The 19,785-nt window shown below is 70.0% G+C and carries 17 protein-coding genes and 1 pseudogene; 4 read left to right on the forward strand and 14 right to left on the reverse strand.

Going from position 1 to position 19,785, the window contains the following annotated elements:
• Nucleotides 1–71: 71 nt before the first annotated feature.
• Together ACWDS7_RS32975 and ACWDS7_RS32980 are read right to left on the reverse strand one after the other, a co-directional pair.
• Nucleotides 72–410: an SDR family NAD(P)-dependent oxidoreductase gene (locus tag ACWDS7_RS32975; protein ID WP_451932439.1), complete on the reverse strand. Its 339-nt coding sequence runs from the start codon at nt 408–410 to the stop codon at nt 72–74.
• Nucleotides 411–572: 162 nt separating this feature from the next.
• Nucleotides 573–1,940, reverse strand: a pseudogene (locus tag ACWDS7_RS32980) (2-isopropylmalate synthase); the annotation flags it as partial.
• A 159-nt stretch (nt 1,941–2,099) separates the two neighbouring features.
• Here ACWDS7_RS32980 and ACWDS7_RS32985 point away from each other — a divergent pair.
• The 3 genes from ACWDS7_RS32985 to ACWDS7_RS32995 all read left to right on the forward strand — a co-directional run bounded on the left by ACWDS7_RS32985 (nt 2,100) and on the right by ACWDS7_RS32995 (nt 4,854).
• Nucleotides 2,100–3,017: a UbiA family prenyltransferase gene (locus tag ACWDS7_RS32985; RefSeq protein ID WP_451932440.1), complete on the forward strand. Its 918-nt coding sequence runs from the start codon at nt 2,100–2,102 to the stop codon at nt 3,015–3,017.
• A gap of 207 nt (nt 3,018–3,224) precedes the next feature.
• Complete coding sequence (locus tag ACWDS7_RS32990) at nt 3,225–4,184, forward strand: sensor histidine kinase (RefSeq protein ID WP_306857161.1); 960 nt, start codon at nt 3,225–3,227, stop codon at nt 4,182–4,184.
• Complete coding sequence (locus ACWDS7_RS32995) at nt 4,177–4,854, forward strand: response regulator transcription factor (protein ID WP_306857162.1); 678 nt, start codon at nt 4,177–4,179, stop codon at nt 4,852–4,854. The genes ACWDS7_RS32990 and ACWDS7_RS32995 overlap by 8 nt, the downstream gene beginning before the upstream one ends.
• Before the next feature lie 237 nt (nt 4,855–5,091).
• On the opposite strand, the gene ACWDS7_RS33000 is transcribed toward ACWDS7_RS32995, so the two are convergent.
• The 12 genes from ACWDS7_RS33000 to ACWDS7_RS33055 all read right to left on the reverse strand — a co-directional run bounded on the left by ACWDS7_RS33000 (nt 5,092) and on the right by ACWDS7_RS33055 (nt 18,658).
• Nucleotides 5,092–6,006 carry an aldo/keto reductase gene (locus tag ACWDS7_RS33000; RefSeq protein ID WP_451932441.1) on the reverse strand — a complete coding sequence of 305 codons (915 nt, stop codon included), beginning with the start codon at nt 6,004–6,006 and terminating at the stop codon, nt 5,092–5,094.
• Nucleotides 6,007–6,057: 51 nt separating this feature from the next.
• A complete protein-coding gene (gene cydB, locus ACWDS7_RS33005) occupies nt 6,058–7,065 on the reverse strand; it encodes a cytochrome d ubiquinol oxidase subunit II (protein ID WP_451932442.1) in 1,008 nt (335 codons plus the stop codon).
• A 24-nt stretch (nt 7,066–7,089) separates the two neighbouring features.
• A complete protein-coding gene (locus ACWDS7_RS33010) occupies nt 7,090–8,370 on the reverse strand; it encodes a cytochrome ubiquinol oxidase subunit I (protein WP_306857165.1) in 1,281 nt (426 codons plus the stop codon).
• Between the two features lie 18 nt (nt 8,371–8,388).
• On the reverse strand, nt 8,389–9,834 hold the full coding sequence (locus ACWDS7_RS33015; protein ID WP_451932443.1) for a class I adenylate-forming enzyme family protein: 1,446 nt from the start codon (nt 9,832–9,834) through the stop codon (nt 8,389–8,391).
• Nucleotides 9,831–10,925, reverse strand: coding sequence for a sugar phosphate nucleotidyltransferase (locus ACWDS7_RS33020; RefSeq protein WP_451932444.1), 1,095 nt, complete (start codon nt 10,923–10,925; stop codon nt 9,831–9,833). Before ACWDS7_RS33020 ends, ACWDS7_RS33015 begins: the two co-directional genes overlap by 4 nt.
• Before the next feature lie 47 nt (nt 10,926–10,972).
• Nucleotides 10,973–11,779: an AfsR/SARP family transcriptional regulator gene (locus ACWDS7_RS33025; RefSeq protein ID WP_306857168.1), complete on the reverse strand. Its 807-nt coding sequence runs from the start codon at nt 11,777–11,779 to the stop codon at nt 10,973–10,975.
• Between the two features lie 136 nt (nt 11,780–11,915).
• On the reverse strand, nt 11,916–13,262 hold the full coding sequence (locus ACWDS7_RS33030) for a cation:proton antiporter (RefSeq protein WP_451932445.1): 1,347 nt from the start codon (nt 13,260–13,262) through the stop codon (nt 11,916–11,918).
• The gene (gene gntA / locus ACWDS7_RS33035) at nt 13,259–13,903 is read right to left on the reverse strand and encodes a guanitoxin biosynthesis heme-dependent pre-guanitoxin N-hydroxylase GntA (RefSeq protein WP_451932446.1); all 645 of its coding nucleotides are present in this window, start codon (nt 13,901–13,903) and stop codon (nt 13,259–13,261) included. Before gntA ends, ACWDS7_RS33030 begins: the two co-directional genes overlap by 4 nt.
• A gap of 16 nt (nt 13,904–13,919) precedes the next feature.
• The gene (locus ACWDS7_RS33040) at nt 13,920–15,347 is read right to left on the reverse strand and encodes an acyl-CoA carboxylase subunit beta (protein WP_451932447.1); all 1,428 of its coding nucleotides are present in this window, start codon (nt 15,345–15,347) and stop codon (nt 13,920–13,922) included.
• Nucleotides 15,344–16,093, reverse strand: a complete 750-nt coding sequence (locus ACWDS7_RS33045) for a hypothetical protein (protein ID WP_306857172.1) — start codon at nt 16,091–16,093, stop codon at nt 15,344–15,346. Before ACWDS7_RS33045 ends, ACWDS7_RS33040 begins: the two co-directional genes overlap by 4 nt.
• Entirely contained in the window at nt 16,086–16,853 is a 768-nt protein-coding gene (gene fabI / locus ACWDS7_RS33050; RefSeq protein ID WP_306857173.1) for an enoyl-ACP reductase FabI, read from the reverse strand. Before fabI ends, ACWDS7_RS33045 begins: the two co-directional genes overlap by 8 nt.
• 14 nt (nt 16,854–16,867) lie before the next feature.
• Nucleotides 16,868–18,658: an NAD(P)/FAD-dependent oxidoreductase gene (locus ACWDS7_RS33055; protein ID WP_306857174.1), complete on the reverse strand. Its 1,791-nt coding sequence runs from the start codon at nt 18,656–18,658 to the stop codon at nt 16,868–16,870.
• A 152-nt stretch (nt 18,659–18,810) separates the two neighbouring features.
• Here ACWDS7_RS33055 and ACWDS7_RS33060 point away from each other — a divergent pair.
• On the forward strand, nt 18,811–19,785 hold a 975-nt coding region (locus ACWDS7_RS33060), incomplete at its 3' end, for an MFS transporter (RefSeq protein ID WP_451932448.1).

The following is a 19,785-nucleotide window of genomic DNA, read 5'->3' on the forward strand; positions in this document are numbered from 1 at the left end:
GTCGTCGAAGTCAATGGCGAACGGGTCGCCGAGTTCGCGGAGGTCGTCCCAGAGGGCACGGAGGCGGCGGATCATCGGGTCGTCTCCGCCGTCTGGCGGAAGGCCCCTTTGAGGTTGGCGTCGAGGGTGGCCTCGAAGTCCTCCTCGCCCATTCGCAGGAGCAGCTTGTCCCGGGTGATGCCGGCGTTGGCCACGAGGACCTCCACGGCCCCCTGCTGGACCTCGACCTCGGCGACGGCGCGCTCCACGTCCGCGGCCGATGTGACGTCGCAGTGGAAACCCAGCAGGTCCGGTGGCGGCGGCTCCGACCTGTAGGTGACGGCGACCTTCTCTCCGTCACCGGCGAAGGCCCGCGCCACGGCGAGCCCGATGCCGCGGTTGCCACCGGTGACGAGGACGGAACGACTCACGGTCTCTCTCCCTGGGGGTGAAGATGTCGGACGGCCCCGCCTGGGCGAGGGTTTCTGGAACTTGTTATAGTTGTCAGGCGGAAAGTCAAGTTCTCACAGAGAATCTCGGGGGTCCCCCGGCTGCGCGGTCCGCTAGTGATCAACGATCTCGAAAGCGTTCTCATACTCGGTTCTGAAGATTTCCGCGATCCGGTCGGGGGAGATCTCCCCGCCTTCGGCGTCCGCGTAGGCCTGGATAAGGTCGGCGAATTCACGCCGCATTTCACGCGGCAGGTCCACCCCGTGGTGGGCGTCCATCACGTAGGCGACGCCGCCTTTACCTGACTGGCTGTTGATCCGCACCACCGCCTCGTAGCCGCGCCCCACGTCCGCGGGGTCCAGCGGCAGGTACGGCACCCGCCACGGGAGGTCGGCCGGCTCGGTCCCCGCCTCGGCTGCCTCGCGCTCCAGGGCGTCGAACCCCTTCTTGATCGCGTCCTGGTGGGAGCCCGAGAAGGCCGTGTAGACGAGGTCGCCGCCGTAGGGGTGGCGCGGGTGCACGGCCATCTGGTTGCAGTATTCGACGGTGTCCCGGATCGCGTTGATGTCCGAGAAGTCGATGGCCGGGTCGACACCGTGGGTCAGCAGGTTCATGCCCAAGGTCACCAGGCAGACGTTGCCCGCCCGCTCCCCGTTGCCGAACAGGCAGCCCTCGACGCGCTCGGCCCCCGCCAGCACGGCCAGCTCCGCCGAGGCGACCCCGGTGCCGCGGTCGTTGTGCGGGTGGATGGACAGGCAGACGTGCTCCCGCCTGGACAGGTTGCGGTCGAGCCATTCGATCTGGTCGGCGAAGACGTGGGGCAGTGAGCGCTCCACGGTCGTGGGGAAGTTGAGGATCATCTCCCGCTCCGGCCCCGGCTCCCAGGTGTCCATGACCGCCTCGCAGACCTCCAGCGAGAAGTCCGGCTCGGTCTCGTTGAACAGCTCGGGGGAGTACTGGTAGCGGAGGTCGCAGTCGGCGAGCGTCCGCTCGGCGTACTTCATCATCAGCCGCGTCCCCTGAACGGCGAGGTCCTTGCATTCGGCGCGGGTGATCCCGAACACCAGCTGCCGGAACATCGGCGCGGTCGCGTTGTAGACGTGGACCGTGGCGCGGGGCGCGCCCCGCAGGCTGTCGACGGTCCGCCTCAGCAGCTCGTCACGGGCCGGGACGAGCACGGAGATGCACACGTCGTCGGGGATGAGGTCCTGCTCGATGAGCAGCCGGACGAAGTCGTGGTCGTCCTTGCTGGCGACGGGGAAGCCGACCTCGATCTCCTTGTAGCCCATCCCCACCAGGAGCTCGAACATCGCGAGCTTGCGGGCCGGGCTCATCGGCCTGGAAAGTGACTGGTTGCCGTCGCGCAGGTCGGTGGAGAGCCAGCGCGGAGCGGCGACGATGTGCTTGTCGGGCCAGGTGCGGTCCGGGAGTGACAGTGGCGTGAATTCCCTATAACGTCCGGCGGGCCGTCGAGCGGATTTCACAGTCGGATTTCCTTTCTCGAGTATCATCGCAGTGCGACCTAATGCCCACTTCTGCTGTCCCGGCTTCACGCTACAAGCGGTCCACAGGGTCGACAAGTGCGATCGAAATATCGGAAGTAGTAGTCGGGATACAACCTTTTACTCACCCCCTTAACTTGGATTCTTAATCGCTGCACGCTCGGGATTATGTCTATCATTCGCGGCTCTGTCGGGCCGTCGTCCGTCAGCCCCGTCAAGATCACTGTCAGCCTCTTCCGCATGTGCGTCACCGAGGCCCGGCCCTCCGTGCTCGTCATCTTCATGCTGCGGTTCGTCGCGGGCGCGGCCCTGGGGGTCGAGGCCTCCGGCATGGAGACGGAGCTGGTCGGGAGGGGGCTGGTCTGGGGTCTGGCGATATTCGCCGTCTATCTGTTCAACGGGGTGATGGACGTGCGCGAGGACCGGGTCAACGGCTCGTCGCGCCCGATCGCCCGGGGGATCCTGGACCCCGGCGACGCCCTCGTCGTCGTCCTGGCCGCCGCCCTGACGTCGGTCGCGGGGGCCGTCGCGCTGGGCGGGCCGATCCTCTGGATGGTCCTCGCCGTGCTGGCCCTCGGATATGTGTATTCGGGGCCGCCGTTCCACTGGAAGCGGCGCTCGGGGGCCACCGCGGCCATCGGCGCGGCGGCCGGCCTCCTGACGTATGCCGCCGGATTCGCCGGCCATACCGGCGGTTGGAGCACCAGGATGGAGGTGCTGTGCGTCTTCATGCTCACCGCGTCCCTGTGGATGGGGCTTGTCGGTGTGTGTGCCAAGGACCTGTCGGACATCGAGGGCGACGCCGCGGCGGGCCGGACGACCCTGGGGGTGACGTGCGGGGAGGGGCCGGTCCGGCTGCTCGCCGCCGGTGCGGCGCTGACCGTCGCCGTCGCGTTCGCGGCCGCCGTACTGATCATGGACCTGCCCATGGTCGGGACGGTTGTCACACTGCTGACCGGTGCCGTCCTCGTCGCCGTGGTCACCCTCAGTCCGCTCTCACACGGAAACCGTCTCCGGCGCCGGCGTTCTTATCGGGCGTTTATGGTGACGCAGTATGCCTTACACCTCAGTTTAATCATGTATTAGTTTTCGGACTGTTGCCCTGGGTAGCGGTAATTAGGTATAAATAGGTGCTTCAGATTGCCTAGCACCGAGAGGCGGAGTTGGGTGGGGGGCCAGACTCGCGATGAGGGAAATTTCGCAGCTTATGTAGATGCGAGCCGTCCTCGCATCCTCGCGGAATACATCCGGAGACTGGAAGTCGAAGGCGGCCGTCTCGCGCGAGAACCCCGGATGCTGCGCCAGATGATGGCGAACGCCGAAGAGATCCTGAGCGATGTGGCCACGGCGCTGGAGACCGGCAAGGTCCAGACCGACGACTCCCACAGCCTTCTCGCCTGGGACATCGGCGCGGACAGGGCCGGGGCGGGCATCCATCCGAAAGAATCGCTCGACGCCGCGTCGATCTTCTTCCGGATAGCGCTGTCCACGTTGAGCGAACTCCTGAGGGAGCACCCGGACTACGTGCGGCTGTTCAACATTGTGACCCTGAGCCTGGAACAGAGCATCTCGACCCGGATCCGCGCCGCGTCGGAGAGCTACACGAGCTTTCTTCTCAACAAGATGCACGAGGTGCAGGTGGAGGAGCGGCGCCGCATCGCCAGGGAGCTCCACGACCGCATCGGGCACGGGATCAGCGTCGTCCACCAGCAGCTCGAACTGTATGAGTTCCACCATTCCACGGAGCCGGCCAGAGCCCTGGTCAATGTCGAGCTCGCCGAGCAGGCCATCCAGGAGACCATGCGGAACCTGCGGCAGGTGACGTCGGAACTGCATCCGCACGAGCCGCTGAAGAGCCTGGAGAAAGCGCTGCTCGGCTATCTCGCCACGGTCGAGACCGGCGACGTGGCCGTACATCTCCACGTCAACGGGGACGAGACGTGGGCGTCGCCGGAGGTGCGCGACGAGTCCTTCCTCATCTTCCGCGAAGCCACCCGCAACGCGCTGGCCCACGCGCAGGCTTCGATGATCCTCATCCGGATCGACATCGCCCCGCACGAGCTGCTCGGCTTCGTCCGGGACAACGGCCGCGGCTTCGCCGTGGACCAGGTGCCGAACACCGGATCCATGGGCCTCATATCCATGCGGGAGCGCGCCGAACTGCTGGGGGGGACGATCACTGTGACGAGCGATCCTGTGGAGGGCACCTGCGTGGACCTCCACATGCCGTTACCCGGGCGGCTCGATGAGTGAGCCGGGCGGACCGACCACGATAGGCATCGTCGACGACCACGCCCTCTTCCGCGAGGGGCTGCGGGAGATCCTCTGGGCGCACGACGACTTCGCGGTCGTGGGCGAGGCGGGAGACTCCGTCGAAGCCCTGACGATGGTCGCGGGGGAGCGCCCCGACGTCCTCCTGCTCGACATCGAGATCCCGGGCAGGGGTGTCCTCGACACCGTGGCGCAGGTCCGCGCCATGTCCCCGGGCACCAAGATCATTGTGCTGAGCATGTACGACGGACCCCAGCTGCTGAGCCGGCTGCTGGCGGCCGGCATCCACGGATACCTGCTCAAGAGCGTGCACCGGGAGGAGGTGATCTCGGCCATCAGGAGCGTCGTCAACGACCCCGACCGGCTCGTGCTGGCGGTCTCCCGAGACAGCCTCGCCCAGGTGAACGGGGCCTCCTCCGACGTCCTGACCGACAAGGAGCGGCAGGTCCTCGAATTCGCCGCCCAGGCGCTCAGCAACCACCAGATCGCCACCCGCCTCGGCCTGACGGAGGCCACCGTCAAGCGCCATCTGCGCAACATCTTCGTCAAGCTCGGCGCCGTCTCCCGCATCGACGCGGTCAACAAGGCCGTCGCGGCCTCACTGATCACCTCCCAGCGCGATCCCGGCGCCGGCCCGCAGGGGTTCGTCTAGACCCTCCTCCGGCCTCCGGCGGCGAGCAGCTCATGCCCTGTCGGGACCCTCCGGCGGCGGGCAGCTCACGCCGTGCCGGGACGCCAGGTCCGCCCAGGCCGCGTACGGCAGGCTCCGGGCGGACCTGAACCGGTGCCCGGAGCAGGGCGTGGCGGGTCGGCGCAGTGGGGGCCTCCCGCCGACCCCTCCCGCCGACCCCTCCCGCGCCCGCGGGGCGGCGGACCCGGGCGGTGGAGCCTAGATCCGGTCCGGGGAGAAGATGCGCGCCAGGTGCTCGCGCGTCTCGGCGGTCAGGCTCACCTCGACCGCGGCGATGTTCATCTCCAGGTGGATCGGGTCGCCCGTGCTCGGGGCGGCGACGATGTCCTCGCCCCTGGACAGCAGCCAGGCCAGGGCCAGGCGGCTCATGCCGATGTCCATGTCCGCCGCGGTCGCCTCGGCCTCGCGCAGCATGCGCATGCTGCGCCGCAGGTTCCCCGCCGAGAAGCGCGGGTCCGCGCGTCTGAGGTCGAGCGGGTCGAGCTGGGCGCGGGACCTGATCCGGCCGCCGAGGAAGCCGCGCCCGAGGGGAGCCCGCGCGACGATGCCCACGCCCAGCTCCCGCGCGACGGGCAGGTGCTCCTTCTCGGCGCCCGGCTGCCAGAGCGAGTATTCCGTCGAGAGCGCGGCGACGGGGTGCATGGCATGGGCGCGGCGCAGCTGCTGGGGCGTCCCCCCGTGCAGGCCGATGTGGCGGATCTTCCCGGCGCCGACGAGCTCCGCCAGCTCGGTCATGTGGCTCTCGATCGGCACCCCCGGGCCGGCGTGCAGGTAGTAGAGGTCGATGTGGTCCACGCCCAGCCGGGCCAGCGTGGCGTCGCAGGAGCGGCCGAGCCGTCCCGGCCCGCCCGCGGTCCAGGGATCCGCCCCCTGGCAGGTGGCCAGCAGCACCCCCTCGCGCCGCCCGTCCAGGACCTTGCCGACCATCGCCTCCATCTCGCTGCCGGCACGCAGGTCGCTGAGGTCGAGCATGGTGATCCCGGCGTCGACGGCCTGCCCCATGATGGCCGCGGCCCCGGGGTCCACGTGCCCGTAGGCGCCGGTGAGAGCCATGCTGCCCAGGCCGAGGCAGGACGAGACCGGTCCAGCGTGACCCAGCCTTCTGCGCTGCATGGCTTCACCTCCGATTGTCCCTCCCAGTGGTGCCCGTCTCACAGACATGTCTCACAGGTATATGGAGTGGCGCCCGTCCACCCGGCCGCGGAAGGCCCACCAGTTGAACGCCTGGAAGGCGATCAGCAGCGGGATCACCAGGGTGCCCAGGGGCAGCAGGAGCTGCAGGGTGGCCGCGTCGGCCGCCGCCTCCGGCACGGCCAGGCGGTAAGCTCCGCCGCCGGTGGAGACCAGGAGGTCCGGATACAGGCCGAGCCCGGCGATGAGCACGGGCAGGGCCGCGGCGCAGCAGGTGGCCGCGAACGCGGTCCGGGCGCCGCCCCGGGACAGTGCGACGACGGCCACGACGAGGGCCAGCAGGAGCGCCCCGGTCAGGAGGGCGGCGGTCCTGCCGTCGGCGGCCACGCCGGAGAGGGTGCCCAGCGCCAGGCCGGCCAGGGCGCACAGCGCCGCCACGCCGAGCAGGGGCCGCCCGGCGCGTATCGCGCGCTCGCGCAGGCCGCCGCGGGTCCGCATCGCCAGGAACGCCGCTCCGTGCCCGGCGAACAGCGCCAGGGTCGTCGCCCCGCACAGCAGGACGAAGGGGTCCAGCAGCTCGGCGAGGCCGACGGTGAAGGTGCCCTGCGGGGTCAGCGGCAGCCCGCGGATCAGCAGGCCGAGCACCAGCCCCCAGCCCGCGGCCGGCACCACCCCGCCGACGAGGGCCAGCCGGTCCCAGACCGCCCGCGCCGCCCGGCCCTCGTGCCTGCTGCGCAGCTGGACCGCGACGTTGCCGAGGACCACTCCGCCCAGGATGACGCCCACCGGGGCGTACATCCCCGACAGCAGCGGGCCCTCCAGGAAGGGGAAGGCTCCGATGAGCACCCCGCCGAAGGCCACCAGCCACACCTCGTTGCCGAGGAAGAACGGCCCGAAGGAGTTGAGCGCGAGGCGCCGCTCGGATTCGTCGCGGGCGAGGGGGGACTGGAGCATCTGCACGCCGTAGTCGTAGCCGCCGAGGACGAAATAGCCGGCGAGCAGCAGCCCCAGCAGGGCCAGCCAGGTGACTTCCAGACTCATGAGTCGTCCTAGGGCTAGTAGGGCTTAGAGGGCCATGACGGGTTCGGGGTCGACGCGCGGGCCGGGACTGCCGAGGTCGGTCTCCCGAGGGCCGCGCCGGGCGTATCTGCCGATCAGGATCCAGTTGGTGACCGCCAGTCCGGCCAGGAGCGCGGTGAAGCCGATCAGGGAGGCCAGCATGGTGCCCGCGCTCACCGACGAGCGGGCCTGGGAGGTCAGCAGCTCGCCGTAGATGGTCCACGGCTGCCGGCCCACCTCCCGCACGAGCCAGCCGAGGGTCGCCGCGATGAAGGGCAGCGGGATGATGACCGTCACCATGAGGGCCGCGCCGCGTGAGCGCACGATGTGGTCGCGGATCAGGAACCCGGCGCCGAACAGGGAGATCACGACGATGAAGAAGGCCGTGATCGTCATGAAGTCGTAGGCCGACCCGATCCACGCCGGGGGCGCGTAGTCTCCGGGGCCGTACTGCTGGACCATCATGGACTGGACCTGCTCGACGGTGTACGGTCCGCGGTCCTCGGGCTGCAGGAAGTCGCGCAGGACCGCCATCTTCATCGGCTGGGCCACGTTGAGGTCCGGGAACTGCCGGAAGCCGGCCTCCACCGTGGCGATGCCGAAGGGCACCGCGAACAGGAGCCCGAGCCGCAGCGAGCTCCGGAAGAAGTCGACCTCGGCCGTGCGCCTGGAGAACTGGTAGGCGCTGACCCCCGCGACGAACGCCCCGCCGGTGAGCAGGGCCGCCCCCACGACGTGTTCCATCGCGTTGATGGCGCTGGAGTTGGTCAACAGCGCCCCGAAGTCGGTCAGGTAGGCCACCCCGTCGCGCACCTCATGCCCCACGGGACGGTGCATGAAGCCGTTCGCCACCATGATCCAGTACGCCGACGCGTACGCGGTCAGTGTGACCAGCCAGAACAGGAGCATGTGGAGCACCTTCGGCAGCCTCCCCCAGCCGAAGATCCACATACCGAGGAAGGTGGACTCGGCGAAGAAGGCGACGAGCGTCTCCATCGCCAGCGGCGCCCCGAAGACGTTGCCGGCGAACGTCGTCAGGCCGCTCCACGCCAGCCCGAACTGGAACTCCATGACCAGTCCCGTGGCGATCCCGAGCGCGTAGTTGACGACGTAGATCTGCCCCCAGAACCGGGTCATGCGCTCGAAGCGGAGGTTGCCGGTGAGGACGTGGCGGGTGTGCATGATCGCGATGATCGGCGCCAGCCCCAGTGTCAGCAGGACGAAAAGCCAGTGGAAACCGCTCGTGACGGTGAACTGCAGCCGCGCCAGGATGTCAGCGTCCATCATCAACTCGATCTCGTCCGATCATCTCGTCGGGTGTGCGGTTTTGGTGAGGATCCGCACCGCGCTCTCCCTCAGCGCGGCCACGTCGACCTTGCCGTTGCGGTTGACGGGGAAGTCGGGGACCGTCACGACGGCGTTCGGCCGCTCGTAGGCGGCCAGGTAGGAGCGGAACCTGCTCCGCCAGACCCGCTCGTCGTCGGTGACGTCGCGCACGAAGAAGACGAGCACGGATCCGGCCCGTTCGTCGTCCAGCGCGACGACCTTCACCGGGGCGCCGCACTCCTCCGCCCGGCGCTCCAGGTATTCGGGGTAGAGCGTGTGCCCCATCCGGTGCACCGCGTTCATCCGGCCGAACACGTGGAGCCGGCCGCCGTCGTCGATCTGGCCGAGGTCGCGGGTCCTGAACCAGGTCTCGGCGCAGGGCTCCAGGCCGCCGTCCTCCCGCAGGTAGCCCTCCAACCGGCCGGGGGTGCGCACCGTGACCTCCCCCGGGGAGCCCGCCGGCACCGGCGTGCCGTCCTCGCCGAGGACACGGACCTCCACGCCGGGCAGCGGCGCCCCGCAGCCCTCGGTCCGGCCGGGGACGGTCAGCGCGATGTTGCCGGTCTCGGTCATCCCGTAGCCGTCCAGCAGGTCGTGTCCGGTCGTGGTGCGGAAGTGCGCCGCCAGCGACCGGTGCAGCGGCGCGCCGCCCACACACCACATGCGCACCCCGCGCAGACTCTCCAGGAGGGCGGGGGTGCGGGCGAACAGGGTCAGCATGCCGTGGTAGGTGGGCGGTGAGCCGTCGACGATCGTGGCCCCCGACTCGGCCATCGCGGTCAGCGCCTGCTCCAGCCTGCGGTAGGGGGCGACGAGCAGGCCGCATCCGGTCAGCCACCAGATGAGCAGCAGCGACATGCCGTACTGGTGGGAGAAGGGCAGCAGCGGCGCCAGCACGTCGTCGGGCCGGTAGCCCATGACCCGGGCGGTGACCCGGGAGTTCTCCATGACGGCGTGGCCGGACTTCACCACGGCCTTGGGATCGCCCGTCGTCCCCGACGACCACATGACGACGGCGTCGCGGCGCTGTTCCCACCGTTCCAGGGAGATCCTCCCCGACGGCTCGGGGAGCGCGCCGGGCGGACGGCCGGTGACCTCCAGGTCGAGTATCGACGAGGGCGGGAGCGGGGGCCGGGCCGCCGTCGCCCCCGCGACCGCCCAGCGCACCTCCGCCACGCGCGTGATCCGCTCCAGCTGCTCGGCGGTCAGTTGCGGATCGGCCAGGACGATCGAGACGTCCAGGTGGCACAGGGCCAGCAGCGCGGTCACGAAACCGGCGGAGTTCTCTCCCGTCAGCAGCACCCGGTCACCGGCGCGCAGGCCCTGCCCGGCCAGCCGGGCGGCGACCTCCAGCGCCTCCTTCTCCGCGGCGGCCGGCCACAGGACCTCCCACACCGGAGAAGTCCGGCCATCCGGCTCGTTCACAACGCCACCTCCGTCTGCGGTCCCGAATGCACGCACTGCTGAAGCGATACTTGACTGTGGTCGCCGAGAACGAGGCGCGAGCCGCCGGGCTCGGCCCAGACACGGGCGTCACGGCCGATCACCGACGCTCTGACAGGACCGACTCCGCGTAGCGACGCCCCCTGAAGCACGATGGAGGCCTCGATCGTACTGGTCTGTATGTCACAGTCGGCACCGATTGAGGTATGGGGGCCGATCGCGCTGTCCACCACGGTCGCGCCCACGCCGATGACGGCGGGCCCGACCACGCGGGAGCGGCGGACGGACGCGCCCGCGTCGACCATCACCGGGCCGATCAGCTCGCTGCCGCTGTCGACGTCGCCGCGGATCACCGGCTCGATCCCGGCGAGGACCTCACGGTTGCAGTCCAGCAGGTCGTCGACGCTCGCGGTGTCCCTCCAGTAGCCGTCGGCGGTGTGGGCGAGCACGGTGCCCCCGTTGCCGATCAGCCAGGAGACGGCGTGGGTGATCTCCCGTTCCCTGCGCCAGGTCGGCTTGGTGCACAGGATGGCCTGGTGGATGGCGGGGGTGAAGACGTAGGCGCCGACCAGGGCCTGCTCTCCGGCCCGCCCCGGCCCCTCCGCCAGGTCCGTCACGTTGCCCGACCCGTCGACGCGGGCGACGCCGTGGCCGCCGGAGCCGGGTGCCTGGCCGACCATCACCATCGCGTCGGGGCGGCCACGTAGCCGGAAGTCCGTCAGCAGCCCGTCGAAGCCGCGCAGGATGACGTTGTCGGCCAGGTGGACCAGGAAGTCGTCGTCCTGCAGGAAGTCCCGGGCGATGAGCACGCAGTGCGCGAGGCCGCGGGGGGTGTCCTGGTAGATGTAGGAGACGTCGAGCCCGAACGCCGCGCCGGTGCCGACGGCCTCGCGGACCACCCGGTCGTCCCTGTCCACGACGATCGCGGCCTCGGAGATCCCGGCTTTCCTGATGGCCTCCAGGCCGAGGAAGAGGACCGGCTGGTTGGCGACCGGGAGGAGCTGTCTCTGCGCGGTGTGGCTGAGAGGCCGCAGCCGCGCCCTCGCCCAGCCCGCCAGGACAAGTGCCTTCACGACCTATCCCTTCCTTCTCGTATGACCTCGGGGGAGGCCGTGCGGCCTTATACGGCCGCTGCGATGTCGTGCATGTGAGAGGCCGCCCGCGCCGGGACGGGCTGGCTGTCCAGCATCCGGTAGCGCAGGCGCCGCAGCTCGTAGGAGGGCTCCAGCCCGAGCTCGCGGTCCAGTACGGCCTGCAGCTCCCGGTAGGCGCCCAGCGCTTCGTTGCGCCGGCCGACCTGGCACAGCGCCGTCATGAGACGGCCGTGGAACCATTCGTTGAGCGGGTTGGTCGCCACGAGGAACCTGAGCTCGCCGATGAGCTCGCGGCCCCGGCCCGTCTGCAGGTCGGCGTCGATGCGCATCTCCAGGGCGCGGAGCCGCTGCTCCTCCAGGTCGGCGAGGTGGGCCTCGAGGACACGGCCGGCCGTGATGCCCATGAGCGGCGGCCCGGTCCACAGCTCCAGGGCCTGGCGCAGCCACCGGGACGCCTTTTCGGGGTCCCCGCCGTCCAGGTGCGCCCGGCCTTTCTGGACGAGCTCGCGGAAGGCGAACACGTCGATCTGCTCGGGGTTCACCTCCAGGCTGTAGCCAGGCGGCCTGGTGGTCAGGATCTCCGCCGCGGTGGTGTGGATCCCCTCGTGATCGAACAGTTTACGGAGCTGGTAAATATAGGTCTGGACAGTTGTCATAGCGCTTTTCGGGGGATTCTCTCCCCACAGTTCGAGGATCAGGGAGTTGGCGTCGATAATCTGGTTGGCGGAGAGCAGCAGCAGCCCCATGATCTGCTGCTGCCGGGGAGCGGTAAGTCGCCAGGCCCGGCTGCCTGAACTGATTTCCAACGGTCCGAGCACTTTGAACTCCACCATCAGGATCACCCTCAATTCCAGGCCGGTTCCGATCGCGGTCAGATCTGAAGGTAGTCAGTCCCCCGGGCCAGCGACAATAGAAATTCACCAAGGTCGCCCGATGTGAACCAGGGGGATCGCCTGAGTATCGAAAGATTCAGTTGCGGAGCGCCGGTACGGACATTTCGGCTGGGACCGGAGGTGCCGGGAGGGGGGTTTCGGCTGGGGCCGGGGGCGCGGGGGCGGACGTTCCGGCCGGGGGCGGGGCCGGTCCGGCGGCCGCCCGCCGGGTGCGGGCGCCCGGCGGGCGCAGGCCGGCCAGCCGGAGCAGGGGCGCGGTCATGACGGTGGTGGCCAGCGCGACGACCGTCAGGATGGCCAGCAGCCGCTGGTCGATGAGCCCGGCCTGGTAGCCGACCTGGATCACCACCAGTTCGGTGAGGCCGCGGGTGTTCAGCAGGGAACCCAGGATGAAGGAGTCGCGCCAGGACAGCCCGGTGAGCCGGCCGCACAGGCCGGGCCCGGCGATCTTGGCGCCGACGGCGGCGGTGAGCAGCGCGGCCAGGGCGCCCATGGTGGCCCCGTCCAGCTGGAGCGAGCCGAGGTCGACGCCCAGCCCGAAGCTCAGGAAGAAGAACGGCAGGAGCACCGACTTGGACGTCTCCATGAGCGCGGCGGCCCCCTGGCGGTGGGCCGGCCAGGCGATGCCGACCAGCAGCGCGCCGATGAGCTGGTGGATGCCGATCACCGCGGTCAGGGTCGCCGTCGCCGCCACCGCCACGACCGGCAGGAGGCCGCCGGAGATCGGGGACGCCGGGCCGGCCCGGTCGGCCCAGCGGGCCAGCGCCAGGCGCACGGGGCCGAGGAAGGCGATGGTGACGACGACCGCGCCGACCGCGCTCACCAGCAGGCCGCCGGGCCCCGAGCCGCCGGCCACCGCCAGGGCGACGGCCAGCAGCAGCCAGCTGGCCCCGTCGCCCACCGCGGCGGCGAGCAGGCTGAGCTGTCCCGGACGGGTGCGGCCGATGCCGAGGTCGCTGAGCAGGCGGGCCAGCACGGGGAAGGCGGTGATGCTCAGCGCGCATCCGATGAACAGCACGGAGGCCACCGGGTGCTCGGCCGTCCCGCCGATCAGCGGGACGGCGACGAGCACGCCCGCGACGAACGGCACGGCCATCGACGCCTGGCTGATCAGCAGTCCCTGCCTGGCGGTCCCGCGCAGCCGCGTGGAGGCCAGCTCCTGGCCGACGCCGAACACGAACAGCACCAGGCCCAGCTGGGAGAGTCCGTCGATCATCGGCAGGATGTCGCGCGGCAGGAGGAGGTCCGCGAGCTCGGGGCTGAGGTTGCCCAGGAGTGAGGGGCCGAGCGCGAGACCTGCGCAGATCTCGCCGACCACCCGGGGCTGTCCCAGACGCTGGGCCAGCGAGCCGGCCAGGTGCGCGCAGGACAGCACGACGACGACGCCGAGGAAGAAGTGCGCGACCACGTCCAAGACCGTCATTCTCCGTTCGGCGAGAACGGGCACTTCCACTCCGGTTCGGTGAACCTGCCGCCGTAGTGTCGTGCCTCCTCCCTGTAAGTGGTGAAACTGGGGTTGGCGGACCCGTGGAACGAACGCTCACGGGCACGTATCTTGCCGCGGAGTTTGAAGAACTTGATCCCCAGGGCGTTGAACTGTATATGCGAATTGAAAACCAGGGCCGGTTTCTCGAATCGCCGGCTTGGCCGGGAGGCGCCGTTGTGCAGTCCTACGACGAAGAACGGGTGCGAGCCGACGGAGAACGCGAAGTCGGCCGACGCGGGATCGGAGTCGTATCTGTCACTCCATTTGTAATTCCTGCTGTCCTCGTCGTGCATGGCCTGCAGGTGGCGCCAGACCCGGTCCTCGTACTCCTGCTCCGTGAGGTGGAGCGGTCCCTCGAAGGTGGCGACGAAGGAGGTGAAGCTGCGTGCGGACGGCTCGAAGGTCTCCAGGAAGGTGAGGAGGTCGCGGTGGTGGGCCAGGACCGACTCCTCGGCGCCCAGCTCCGGATAGTGGTGGTGCACGATGGATTTCTTGCGCAACGCCGCACGCGCCCCGAGACAGACGAAGTCGCTCTGCTCGATGAACTTGGCCAGAGCGTCGAAGACATCGTCATCCATGCCGGTAGCTCCAAGATCAGAGGGGGATGTTGCCGTGGGTGCCCCGCGCGGGCGGGGCGCAGGCGATGGCCCGCGCGATCGCACCCCGGGTCTCGTGGGTGGCGATGACCTCGTCGACGACACCGAGCTCGACCGCGCGCCCGAGGCCGCCGGCGATCTCGTCGTGCTGTACGGCCAGCTCCTCCTCCAGGGCCGTCTGCTCCTCGGGGGAGGAGCAGGCGGCGAGGCGGCGGCGGTGCAGGATGCGCACGGCCGCGACCGTGCCCATCACGGCCACCTCGGTGGTCGGCCAGGCGAAGACGCGGGTCGCGCCGAGCGCGCGGGAGTTCATCGCGATGTAGGCGCCGCCGTACGCCTTGCGCGTGACCAGGGTGACCCGGGGGACCTTCGCCTCGGCGAAGGCGTGGAGCAGTTTGGCGCCGCGCCGTACGACGCCGTCCCACTCCTGGCTCACCCCGGGCAGGTAGCCGGGGACGTCCACGATGACGACGAGGGGGACTCCGAACGCATCGCACATCCGCACGAAGCGGGCGGCCTTCTCCGCCGAGACGGCGTTGAGGCAGCCGCCGAGCCGCATGGGGTTGTTGGCGATGACCCCGACGGTCCGCCCGCCGAGCCTGCCCAGCGTGGTCACGATGTTCGGCGCCCACTTGGCGTGCAGCTCCACGCCGCGCTCGTCGAGGAGCCCGTCGACGACCGGCTGCACGGAGTAGGCCCGCTTGGGGTTGTCCGGCAGCAGCGTCGAGAAGTCGATCTCGGCGACCTCGCCGGGCACGCCGCCCTGCTCGCCCAGCAGCCCGGTGAGGGTCCGGGCTCTGGCGAACGCCTCCTCGTCGGTCTTGGTGACCACGTGCACGACGCCGCTCTTGCGGCTGTGCGGGTCGGGCCCGCCCAGCGTGGCCATGTCGACGTCCTCGCCGGTGACGCTGCGCACCACGTCGGGCCCGGTGACGAAGATGCGGCCCTGGGCGGACATGATCACGATGTCGGTCAGCGCGGGGCCGTAGGCGGCCCCGCCCGCGGCGGGGCCGAACACGACGGAGATCTGCGGCACGACGCCGGAGGCGCGGGTCATGGCCGCGAAGACGCGGCCCACCGCGTGGAGCGAGGCCACGCCCTCGGCCAGCCGGGCGCCGCCGGAGTGCCAGAGCCCGATGATCGGCAGGCGCCCGTGCACCGCGGTGTCGTAGGCGCGGACGATGTGCTCGCAGCCCGCCGAGCCCATCGCGCCGCCCTGCACGCGGGGATCGCTGGCGAAGGCCACCGCCTTGACGCCCTGCACCCGGCCGATGCCGGCGAGCACCCCGCTGCCGTCGGCGGGGGCCAGGAGCGTCAGCGATCCGGGGTCGAAGAACGCCGCCAGGCGCGGATGGGGGTCCCTGGGGTCCGCGTCCCCGGCCGCGGGCGCGGTACTGGGGACGCGGGTCTCGTCGAGCAGGGTCATCCGACGGCTCCCTGGGCCGCGACCGGCTGCGGAGCCGGGCTCTGGACGGTGGCGGTGGCGCGCCAGACCCGCAGGGCCGCGGCGACCAGCCAGACCGTGGGGATCGCCATGCCGAACAGCGGGTAGAGCACGCCGTAGCCGAGGTCGGTCAGTCCGGTGGAGTAGAGGTAGCCGGCGGTCACCACGCCGCCCACGCCGCCGACGACGCCGAGCCAGCCGACCCAGCGGGCGTACAGCGAGCTGAGGAGCATGGCGCCGCCGTACGCCAGGGGCGCCAGGCCCAGCACCAGCAGCACCCCGGTTATCTCCGTGGAGTAGGCGGTCCGGGTGCTGGAGGCGAAGATGGCCTCGTAGGCGTCGCCGCCGGCGCCGGCCTTCTGCCAGGTCTCCGCCATGAAGGTGTGGACGTATCCGTCGCGGGCGTAGGTGGTGATCAGCAGTGACACGCCGGCGATGGCGAGCCCGTTGCCGATCAGCGCCAGCGGCCTGGCCGAGGACTTCTCGAAGGTCTCGCCGATCGTGATCAGGCCGACCAGCTTGAGCGCGGTCCCCACGGTGACGGCGAGGTGGAGCAGCACCCAGAGCGCGGGGGCCGACACGATGCCGTTCATGTAGTCGGCCGCGGAGATGTCGGCGAACGGGTCCTGCATGGTCATCGGCACCGACAGCGCGGCGATCACGGCCAGCGTCACGCCGCCGAGCCCGGCCGCCGCGCCGATCCGGTAGGCGGCGCGTTTCTCAGTCACCCATTGCATGGAAGCCTCCGTCCACGTGAATCACTTCTCCGGTCGTCGCCGGGAACCAGTCAGAGAGCAGGGCGACGCAGGCGCGCGCCACCGGCTCGCAGTCGTCGGCCTTCCAGCCCAGCGCCGACCTGTCGTCCCAGGTCGCCTCGACGCCGGCGAAGCCGGGGATGCCGCGGGCGGCGAGCGTCCGGAGCGGGCCGGCGGCCACGAGGTTGACCCGGATGCCCTGCGGCCCGAGGTAGCGGGCCAGGTAGCGGGAGCAGGACTCCAGACCCGCCTTCGCCACGCCCATCCAGTCGTAGGAGGACCAGCTGACGGTGGCGTCGAAGTCCAGGCCCACGATGGAGCCCCCGGCGGGCATCAGCGGCGCGCACGCGACGCTGAGCGATTTGAGGGAGTAGGTCGACACCTGGAACGTCGTCGCGACGTCCGGCCACGACGTCTCCAGGAAGCCGCCGCCCAGCGCGGCCTCCGGGGCGAAGGCCACCGCGTGCAGCACCCCGTCGAGGCGGTCGACGTGCTCGCCGACCCGCCCGGCGAGGCTGGCGAGATGGCTGTCGTCGGTCACGTCGAGCTCGATGACGGGTGTGTCGGGGTCGGGCAGCCGCCGGGCCGTGCGCTGGACGAGGCTCATCCTGCCGAATCCCGTCAGCACGACCTTCGCGCCCTGCTCCTGGGCGACCTTGGCCACGTTGAACGCGATGGACGCCTCGGTCAGCACGCCGGTGACGAGCAGGTTCTTCCCGGTGAGTATCCCCATCTCGGCACTTCCCTTCAGCCGGTCGAGGTGGACGAGGCGGGCGTCACGGTGACCACACCGGTCCGCCACAGGAGCTTGACCAGGTGGAGCTGGAGCTCGTTGAGGTTCTCCTGAAGGTCGCGGTAGCGCATGCCGCCGTCCTGCAGGCAGTCCCACACGACCTTGCCGCCGTCGACCTCGTCGAAGCTGCGCACCTCGACGCCGCCGGCGGCGCCCTCGACCGAGTAGCGGTGGCAGGGGAGGGGCTGCGACAGGGGGGAGATCACCGCGTCGCCGTTCTTGACCGGGTCCTCCCAGTACTTGGTGAGGGCGGCCCGCTCCTCCGGCGACAGCTCGAAGGGCGGCGGCGGAGCGAAGCCCTTGAAGCCCGGGATGTCGAGGCCGAGGCTCTTGCGGATCGTCGCGCCGGGCGCCAGGGCGACGAGGTCGTCGTCACCGATCAGCCCGGGGTCGGCCATGCCGTAGGCCTTCATGTACGGGCCCTCGGCGTCGAGGTCGGCCTGGGTGCCGTCGGGGTTGGTCAGCACCCGCAGCAGGTCGGGCTCCATCGTCGTGCTGAGCAGGATCTGGAAGGTCTGCTCGCGGACCTCGGTGGTGACGTCCTGTCCCCGGGTGCGCCAGTAGATGCTGTCCGGGTTGCTCTTGCCGATCGCGTGGTACCACTGGTCGATCGAGAGCGAGAAGGACTCGGCGATGCCGTGCCACTCCATGTCGTAGTCGTGCCACAGGTCCCGCTTGTGCTGCTCGTCGACGCTGTCGTCGAAGGTCGCCTTGAGCACGGTGGCGGCCGACAGGCCGTGGTGCATGGCGAAGGCCACCCCGGAGGAGAACAGGGGGTCGACGAAGTAGGCGGCGTCGCCGACCAGGATCCAGCGCTCGTCGAAGTTGGCGAACTGGTCGTTGATCATGGAGTAGTTGGTGGCGGTCTGCATCTTGTCGGAGATCGGCGTGCCGTTCTTGATCAGCTCGCCGACGAGCGGGATCTCCTTGATCGCCTTGGTGAACTGCTCGAGGTCGGTGAAGTCCTTGCCCGGCTCCTTGAGGATCGCGGGGATGGTCACGATCCCGACGGAGTGCGTCATCACGCGCTCACCGTCGATGATCTTCGGGACGGGGATGTACCAGCACCAGCCGTCGGAGAAGGCCGAGCAGGCGATGGGGGACAGGCTCTTCTCCCGGAAGATGTTCCAGTCCTCGGGGATGTCGTAGGCGTGCTGGGCACCGGTGTAGTGCTGCCAGATCGCGATGTTCTTGTAGCCCGACAGGTAGTTGCGCTTCTTCTTGGAGGCGATGCTGTTGCGGCGCCCGGAGGCGTCGACGAAGTAGCCGCAGCGGACCTTGCGACCGTCGTTGAGCGTGACCTCGCAGCCGTCCTCCAGCCGCTCGAAGGCCGAGACCGTCGTCTCCTCGAACACGGACACGCCGCACTCGGCGGCGTGCTGCAGCAGCATGTGGTCGAACTCGGAGCGGTTGACGTGGGCCGCCCAGCGGTGCACCCCGTCCTCCAGGTACGAATCGTGGTCGAAGAAGCCCACGTTGGGCGTCTTGTTCCACCGGAAGAGGCCGCCGAACTTCTTGACCTTGAAGTCGCTGGACATCAGCTTGTCCAGCGCGCCGATCTCCTCCAGCGCGGGCGTGGTGGGGTGCGCGAGCGACTCGCCGATGTGCTCGCGCGGGAACTGCGCCTTGTCGAAAATCGCCGTGCTCAAATTCGTGGTGCGCGCCAATTGTGCACCCAGCGTCGATCCGGCCGGCCCGCCGCCCATGATGATGACGTCGTAATAGGTGCCTATCGCGTCGGTCATTGCATCCCCTTTTCCGCGTTTGTTCGGGAGCGGCGAGACGATGTCCGCCGGAAGCCAGAGTGTCATCGACCGGCCGTTGCGGGACCGAGGAGATTACCGAAGACATTCGCTACGGTCTTAACGCGGCAAGTACGGCGATGCACTGTTGTCGAGTGGCTGACAACGATTTCAAGGCACTGCTCGCCTCGCCTGACGTACGCCGGTTCGTACTCGCGGGCTTCGTGGGCCGGATGCAGATGTCCATGCTGGGCATCGCGACGATCCTGCTGGTGACCTCGGCCACCGGCTCCTACGCACTCGCCGGCGCGGTGGGTGCCACCATCCTGGTCTCCCAGGCGTTCGCCGCTCCACGGATCGGCCGGCTGGGCGACCGCTACGGGCAGGGGCGGGTCCTGCGGCCGGTCGTGCTGCTGCACGCGCTCGGGCTGGCCGGCATCATGGCCGGCGTCGCGACGGGTGCGGTCTGGCTGCTGTTCCTGTCGGCGGTCTGCGCGGGCCTGGCCTTCCCCCCGCTGGGCCCGATGGTCCGCGCCCGGTGGACGGCGCTGGTGGGCGGGACCCCGCAGCTGAAGACGGCCTTCTCCGTCGAGGGGGCCATCGACGAGGTGATCTACATCGTCGGCCCGGTGCTCGCCACCATGCTCGCCGCGGCGCTCCACCCGGCGGCGGGCTTCGTCGCGGGCCTGGTCCTGACGGTGGCCGGCGGGCTGGCCTACGCCGCCATGCGGCGCACCGAGCCGCCGCTCGCCACCGAGCACCGCCGCGAGCCGTCCCTCCTGAGGGTCTCCGGGCTGCGCCTGGTGCTGGTGTTCGGGCTCGCGCTGGGCGTCATCCTCGGCTCGGTGGAGATCTCCATGGTCGCCTTCACCGAGGATCTGGGCCGGCCCGCGCTCGCCGGCCCGTTCGTCGCCGCGCTGTCGGTCGGCAGCCTCGTCACCGGCCTGCTGTACGGCTCGCGGCAGTGGACGGCACCGCTGGCCCAGCGGTTCCTGGCCTGTTCGGCGTGCCTGGCCGTCGGCCTGTTGCCGCTCGTCGTCACCACCGGCCTGCCGCTGATGGCCCTCAGCGCGTTCGTCGCCGGCGCGGCCATCGCCCCGACGCTGATCGTCATGTACGAGATCGTGGAG

The sequence above is a fragment of the Streptosporangium sp. NPDC003464 genome (genome assembly GCF_053588315.1).